The sequence below is a fragment of the Adlercreutzia sp. genome, from assembly GCF_056795635.1.
The window spans coordinates 1-5,226 of the sequence record NZ_JBQIIT010000048.1; the positions used below are offsets into that span (position 1 = coordinate 1).

The window sequence follows — 5,226 nt, forward strand, 5'->3', positions numbered from 1 at the left end:
AGTACTGGCTCGATCCGGCGGGGCACGTGAGCTCAACGGTGCTCGTGGGGTTCTCCTCCATCGCCGAGGACGACATCGAGCCCGGCATCCGCGCCCTGGCCGGGGCCTGGTTCGGCTAGGGGCTTTCGACAACCCATCGGCGCCGCCCCATGGGTTGTCGAACCTACCGCTCGGAGCAGTCGACGGCTTCCAATTCGGTGACGATACGGCCCACAGGCACGTCGTGGGCATCGTGCGGAAGGCGGTCGACGAGCTGGGCGACGCGGCACAGACCCACTGCCGTTCCCGGGAAGTCCGGCAGGAAGCTGTCGTAGAAGCCGCCGCCGTAGCCGAGGCGAAAGCCCGCGCCGTCGAAGGCGAGGCCGGGCACCAGGGCCACGGGGCGCGCGAAATCGGCGGGGCGCACCGCGCGGGCCGGATCGGCGGGAGGCTCTTCCATGCCGAAGGGGCTGCGCTCAAGACCGTCGAGGGAATCGATCGCGTACCAGTCCATGGACCGCGTGCCGGACACCACCCGAGGCAGCGCCACGGTCTTTCCCGCTTCCAGAGCCGCCTCGATGAGCCGGCGCGTATCCACCTCGGCGCCGAAACTCAAATACGTGAACACCCCGTCAGCTGCGGCGAACTGAGGGAGGCGCTGGACGGACGCCGCAATGGCCCCATCGACGGCCCGGCGCTCAGCCTCGGAAAGCGCGGTCCGCAGCGCTCGGAAGTGCTTCCGCAGCTTATCTTTCTCCGCCGTCGCATCCATCGCCGCTCCCTTTCCGCGCCCCAATGCAAAGCGACCCCGGGAATTTCCCAGGGTCGCGTGACTTCTGTGGTGGAGATGAAGGGATTCGAACCCTCGGCCCCCACGTTGCGAACGTGATGCTCTCCCAGCTGAGCTACATCCCCACGAAGTTAAGCGCTTTCGCGCAAGGCAGTAGTTTGCCCCATTTGGAAGCGATTGTCAACTCTCCTTTAGGAGACGACACGCTCCTCCATAACGTAATCGATCAGCTCCATGGACTCGTCCACGAAGGGGGCGAACAGGGGCTCGCCGTTCTGGGACAGCTCCACCATGCCGGTGAGCACGTCCACGTACTGGTAGGACTGACGGGCGGTGCGGCCGCGCTTGCGATCGACCTCCATGATGAACAGCTGCGGGTGAACCTGGGTGAGCACGCCCTCGCTCTCGACGATCTTCGAGCGACCCATGTTGGCGCGCACCTTCAGTCGTTGACCGACGAAATCATTCAAGGTATCATGAATGCCATCGACGATCTTTGCCTGCTTGGCCAAATCCATTGACTAACTTCCTCACGTGTGCTGACGGTACAAGTACAGCCCCATATCATACCACGTTTGTCAAGCCCCGCAACTTTTTTCGGTCGCGGGAATATCCGCAACCCCTAACGGGCCCTGTTTTTGAAGACGGCTCCAAGAGTTCTTCCCGCCCTGCGCCGCCCCCTTTCCCATGAAAAAGGTGCCCAACCTTGTGGCCGGGCGCCCTGGAGGGGTTCTGCGATTGTGGCGGCTTGCGAGCGCTACCGCGTTGCCGCGCCGCCCCTTCGCCCGCGTTCTACGAGTGCTTGTGAATACCGCCGTCCACCATGTAGGACTGGCCGGTGAAGTAGCCGCCCTCGTCGCTGACGAGCAGCACGATGAGCGGGGCGCAGTCCTTCTCGGTGGTGCCGATGAAGCCGAGCGGCGTCTTCGACTCCAGGCTCTTCAGAGCCTCCGCCTGGGTCTCGCGGAAGAAGTCGGTGGCGATGATGGGCAGAAACACGTTCACCGTGATGCCGTACTTGCCCCACTCGTTGGCCGCCGTGCGGGTGATGGCGCGGATGGCCTCCTTGGCCATGCCGTAGGCACCGAAGCCGGCGTTGCCGTCGTAGCCGGCCGCCGAGGCGGTGTTGATGATGCGACCGTGGCCGCTCTCCTTCAGATAAGGGAAGCAGGCCTTCATGAACATCATGGAAGCGAGCGGGCCGCTCTCGAAGGCCTCTAGGGCATAGGTCTCGTCCACATCGTTGATCTCGCGGTACTGCATGGCGCCCTGGGCGCAGTTGATGAGGATGTCGATGCCGCCGAAGCGCTCGACGCACTGGGCCACCACGTTGTTGATCTGGTCGACGTCGGTCACGTCGCAGGCCACGGGCAGCACTTCTCCACCGAAGGCCTCCACTTCCGCCTTCAGCTCCTCGAGCTTCTCGACGCGGCGAGCGCAGGCGCAGATCTTCGCGCCGTTCTCGGCGAGCACCTTGGCCAGGCCGCGGCCCACGCCCGAACTGGCTCCCGTCACAATGGCGACGCGCCCCTCAAGTTTCTTCATTATGGAACTCCCATCTGTTCGATCTACCGATAGGTGCACCCTGCCCCGCATGTTCGGACGGGAAGACCGCCGAGCCGTTGGGCGACAGGGCTTGTCAGTATAAGGGTTGCCGCGCCCGGTGCGCCAGCAGGACGGCCCACGGAGGCTACAATGGCGTTCTCAACGGAACAGCGAACCTGCGGAAGGGAGGGCCCATGGCAACCATTGCGATGGTGGACTTCGATTTCGACGACTGCAATTTCGAGCGCACCATGGTGGAGGCAGCGGGCATTCGGTTCACGAGCTTCAGCCACGGTCGCCACTGCACCGCCGACGAGATCATCGCCCATGCCGCCGGCGCCGACGGAATCATCACCTCCTACGGCCGCTTCACGGCCGAGGTGATCGCCGCCCTGCCCGCTGCGCGGGTCATCAGCAAAACCGGCACCGGGGTGGACAACATCGACGTGGCGGCGGCCACGGCCAGCGGCATCGCCGTGTGCAACGTGCCGGCCTACGGCACCGAGGTAGTAAGCGACCATGCCATCGCGCTTACGCTGGCATGCCTGCGGCGCATCAACGAGATCGACGCCGACATGCGCGCCGGTGTGTGGGACTTCGCGCGCCGCCGGCCCTTGGGCCAGGTGCGGGGCCGCACCTTCGCCGTGGTGGGCTACGGTAACATCGGCCGGGCCACGGCCGTCAAGGCGGCCGCCCTCGGCTTCTCCGTCGTCGTATGGGACCGCCACGGCCGACCGGGCACCGTCACGGCCGAGGGCTTTCCCTACCTCGCCTTCGACGAGGCCCTGCGCGCCGCCGATGTGGTCAGTTTCCACACGGCGCTCACCCCCGAGACCCGCCACCTGCTGAACGCCGACAACATCGCCCTGCTGGGCCCGGGCGCCATCGTGGTGAACACCTCCCGCGGCGCCGTCATCGACACCGACGCCGTGGCGACGGCCCTCGAGTCGGGGCGACTGTGGGGCGCAGGGCTGGATGTGTTCGAGACCGAGCCCGTCAGTCCCGACGCGCCCATATGCCGGGCCCCGCACACGGTGCTCACCGCCCACGCGGCCTACTGGTCGGAGGAATCGGCCGTGGAGCTGCGGCAGCGCTGCACGCAGAACGCCATCGACGTGGTGCTCGGCCGTGCCCCCGAGGCCTGCGTGAACCCCGCGGTCCTGCCCGCTGTGCTGGCGCGGTAGCGGCAAACGGCGAAACGGCGGAGCGCCCTATCGGTGCCACACCACGCCCCCCACTCAACAAAAAAGGCCCGACCGCGGGCTGGGGGGCGGTCGGGCTTGGGAGAGGTGCCGGGGCGAACGGGAGGGTGCCGCCCCGGCGCGGGATAGGTTCGTCAGCGGGCTGCGGGCGGCCTAGCGCTCGCGCAGCTCGTGGCACGTGCCGCACTCGAAGGTGCCGCGGTGGTGGCACTGGGCGCAGTACTTCATGGCGTCCTTGGGCAGGTCCTTCGAGTGATTGTTGTGACAGTCGGTGCACGTGGCCGGGTTCTCCTCGTGCTTGGCGCCCGCCGGGCGCTCGTGGGGATTCACCGTGGTGCCCTTGTCGTCGGTGAGCGCCGCGGAGTCGGCCGTCTTGGTGGCCAGCTCGGACAGCTCGCCGTGGCAGGCGATGCAGGTGGCCTCGTCCACGGTGATGACCGTGGCCTTGGTGGCCGGCTTGTCGTCGAAGGTCACCTCGGCGTGCTCCTCGGAGAGCACGGCCTCGTCGGTGTGGCACGTCACGCAGGTGACGCCGGCGGCCTCGTGGGCCACACCCTGGGGGCAGGCCGTGTCGGTGGCCGATTCGGCCTCGGAGGTGTGGCAGGTGCCGCAATCGGACTCCATGGTCCAATTCACCGGCTGGCCGGCCATGGCCTCATCGCCGGCGGCCTCCTGCTCGGTGGCCGCCCCATCGGCGGCCGGGGCGGGCTGGCTCGGGGCGCAGCCCATGAGCGAGCCGGTGAGGGCCGCCACGGCGAGCACCGCGCCGAGGGTGGCCGCAAGGGCGAGACGGCGGGGCCGCTTCACTTCACTTTCCATGGGTTTCTCCTCTCATCTCGCCCCGCGGCCAGAAAACCGCGGCGCTCAAAGGGCGACCGCCCCGCGTCTTTCCACGCGAAGGCGGCCACCCAGGTCGAACAGGTATTACTCGGCGTCCCAGTTCTCCAGGCCGGAGGCGTGGCGGGCGGCGATGCGGCCCCACACCTGGTTCTCGGCGTTGTTGCCGCCGGTGATGCCGTAGGTGTGGCTCTGGAAGTTGCCGAAGCAGCCGGCCGCGTACAGGCGCGGGATGGGGTTCTGGGCCGGATCGAGCACCTGGGCGTTCTCGTTCTTCATGGGGCCGCCCAGGGTGGAGCAGGAGCCGGGGTAGATGGACACGGCATAGTAGGGGCCGTTGTCCAGGGTCACGAGGGTCTCGGCGGCGCGGTCGAAACGGGCGTCCTTACCGGCGGCGGCGAAGCCCTGGTACTCCTCGAAGGTGGCCTTCAGGGCGTCGATGTCCATGAGCGGGTCGAACTCCTTGATCTTCTGGCCGAGCTCCTCGATGGTGGCACCGGTCAGGATCCAGCCGCGCTCCAGCTCGGCCTTGTTGTCCTGGCTCCAGCCGTCCCAGTCGCGCACGGAGTCGGGCAGGTCGCTCGCGAAGTTGCCGCACTCGAAGAAGTCGCCCTGGCTCGTGGACAGCTTGCCGGCGTCGAAGCAGGTCTGGTCGAAGATGCCCCAGGACGGGATGCGATCGAAGTCGGCGATGCCGTCGTCGAAGGAGAGCAGGGTGTGCCAGCCGTTGTGCGGGGAGCCCATGTTGTTCTCGTTCACGAAGCGGCGGCCGAGGCGGTTCACGTTGAAGTAGCTGAAGCCGGGCATGAAGTACAGGATGGAGAAGTCGTACTCGGGATCGCGGGTCCACATGGAGTACATGGAGATGGCCAT

General features: G+C 67.0%; 6 protein-coding genes and 1 tRNA gene. 1 reads left to right on the forward strand and 6 read right to left on the reverse strand.

Features of this window, described 5'->3' with window-relative positions; all coding sequences use genetic code 11:
- Nucleotides 1–163 precede the first annotated feature (163 nt).
- From ACTOXK_RS11890 to ACTOXK_RS11905, 4 genes are all read right to left on the reverse strand, one after another.
- The gene (locus ACTOXK_RS11890) at nt 164–751 is read right to left on the reverse strand and encodes a 5-formyltetrahydrofolate cyclo-ligase (protein ID WP_482278633.1); all 588 of its coding nucleotides are present in this window, start codon (nt 749–751) and stop codon (nt 164–166) included.
- A 67-nt stretch (nt 752–818) separates the two neighbouring features.
- Nucleotides 819–894: transfer RNA gene (locus tag ACTOXK_RS11895), tRNA-Ala, on the reverse strand.
- 66 nt (nt 895–960) lie between these two features.
- Complete coding sequence (locus ACTOXK_RS11900) at nt 961–1,287, reverse strand: Veg family protein (RefSeq protein WP_016308269.1); 327 nt, start codon at nt 1,285–1,287, stop codon at nt 961–963.
- 274 nt (nt 1,288–1,561) lie between these two features.
- The gene (locus ACTOXK_RS11905) at nt 1,562–2,314 is read right to left on the reverse strand and encodes an SDR family NAD(P)-dependent oxidoreductase (RefSeq protein WP_482278632.1); all 753 of its coding nucleotides are present in this window, start codon (nt 2,312–2,314) and stop codon (nt 1,562–1,564) included.
- 194 nt (nt 2,315–2,508) lie between these two features.
- On the opposite strand from ACTOXK_RS11905, the gene ACTOXK_RS11910 reads away from it, so the two are divergent.
- Complete coding sequence (locus ACTOXK_RS11910) at nt 2,509–3,498, forward strand: C-terminal binding protein (protein WP_482278631.1); 990 nt, start codon at nt 2,509–2,511, stop codon at nt 3,496–3,498.
- A 171-nt stretch (nt 3,499–3,669) separates the two neighbouring features.
- Here the strand turns inward: ACTOXK_RS11910 and ACTOXK_RS11915 are convergent, their stop codons facing one another.
- Together ACTOXK_RS11915 and ACTOXK_RS11920 are read right to left on the reverse strand one after the other, a co-directional pair.
- The gene (locus ACTOXK_RS11915) at nt 3,670–4,335 is read right to left on the reverse strand and encodes a cytochrome c3 family protein (protein WP_482278630.1); all 666 of its coding nucleotides are present in this window, start codon (nt 4,333–4,335) and stop codon (nt 3,670–3,672) included.
- Between the two features lie 105 nt (nt 4,336–4,440).
- Nucleotides 4,441–5,226 (reverse strand): FAD-binding protein (locus tag ACTOXK_RS11920; protein WP_482279986.1); only part of this gene is annotated, 786 nt, incomplete at its 5' end.

Bases quoted from the DNA above. Each gene is read 5' to 3' on its own strand.
- ACTOXK_RS11890 (WP_482278633.1), bottom strand. From the start codon at position 751: ATGGATGCGACGGCGGAGAAAGATAAGCTGCGGAAGCACTTCCGAGCG.
- ACTOXK_RS11900 (WP_016308269.1), bottom strand. From the start codon at position 1,287: ATGGATTTGGCCAAGCAGGCAAAGATCGTCGATGGCATTCATGATACC.
- ACTOXK_RS11905 (WP_482278632.1), bottom strand. From the start codon at position 2,314: ATGAAGAAACTTGAGGGGCGCGTCGCCATTGTGACGGGAGCCAGTTCG.
- ACTOXK_RS11910 (WP_482278631.1), top strand. From the start codon at position 2,509: ATGGCAACCATTGCGATGGTGGACTTCGATTTCGACGACTGCAATTTC.
- ACTOXK_RS11915 (WP_482278630.1), bottom strand. From the start codon at position 4,335: ATGGAAAGTGAAGTGAAGCGGCCCCGCCGTCTCGCCCTTGCGGCCACC.